The organism is Staphylococcus simulans (assembly GCF_003043455.1).
Taxonomy (GTDB): Bacteria; Bacillota; Bacilli; order Staphylococcales; family Staphylococcaceae; genus Staphylococcus; species Staphylococcus simulans_A.
In genome coordinates this window covers 1-1,071 of the sequence record NZ_PZGG01000133.1, presented here as the reverse complement: position 1 = coordinate 1,071, position 1,071 = coordinate 1, and the positions used below count along the sequence as shown (strand labels likewise).

The window sequence follows — 1,071 nt, the reverse complement described above, 5'->3', positions numbered from 1 at the left end:
TATTCTCTAATTATACGTGAGGGCTTTATTTTTTTGAAATAATATGAGTATTTTATATAAAAAGCCGAGGAAAATCATTAAAGATTCTCCTCGGCTTTTATTTGAGACTGGATTTATGTCCCAGCCCCGATTTTTTATGAAGAGGTTATTTGAAAAGATATTAACAGACGCAATTGCACTACGTGTTTCCGACATTCATTTTATACCATTAGAACATGCTGTTCTCATTAAATTCAGAGTAAATGATATGTTATCTAATTATGAGTCCATTGAGATAGCCACATACCAAAAGTTACTTACTTTTATGAAGTTCTTATCTGGTTTAGATGTTTCCACTTATCATCAAGCACAAAGCGGCCAAACAACTTTCAAACATCAAATGCTTTACAATTTGAGAGTATCTACATTGCCATTATCTTTAGGAATGGAGAGTTGTGTTATTAGGGTTTCTCCGCAGTATTTCACCCAAGAATACGAGTGCGAAGGTCCGAAACATTTTCATCATTTGATGAATAAAAAACAAGGATTGATTTTATTTACAGGACCAACGGGTTCAGGAAAAAGTACTATGATGTATGAAATGGTAAATTTTGCAAAAGAAAAGCTGAACCTGAATATTATTACTGTCGAAGATCCTGTAGAAAAACGCATACCTGGCATAACCCAAATCTCTGTAAATGAAAAAGCTGGTATCAACTATGAAAGTTCTTTCAAAGCTATTTTACGATGTGATCCTGATATTATCTTAATCGGAGAGATTCGTGAAGCTTCAATTGCTAAATGTGTTATACAAGCTTCGTTGAGTGGGCACTTAGTGTTATCTACATTGCACTCAAATGATTGCGAAGGGGCATTGTTACGTTTACTAGAAATGGGTATTACACCTCAAGAGGCACAGCAAGCCATTGCCTTAATCTCAAATCAAAGATTAGTTACAAATCAATTAGGGCATCGTGAACTAGCATATGAGACGTTGTATCAATCTGATATCCAATACTTTTTTAAAAACAATCATATGCTACCAAAACATTTTATAAAATTAAGTAAAGTGTTGAGTCAAATGAACAAAGA

General features: G+C 33.6%; 1 protein-coding gene. It reads left to right on the top strand.

Annotated features, from left to right (window positions below; all coding sequences use genetic code 11):
- Positions 1 to 136 precede the first annotated feature (136 nt).
- Positions 137 to 1,071, top strand: a 935-nt coding sequence (gene comGA, locus BU038_RS12330) for a competence type IV pilus ATPase ComGA (RefSeq protein WP_107606255.1), incomplete at its 3' end; no start/stop codon positions are given.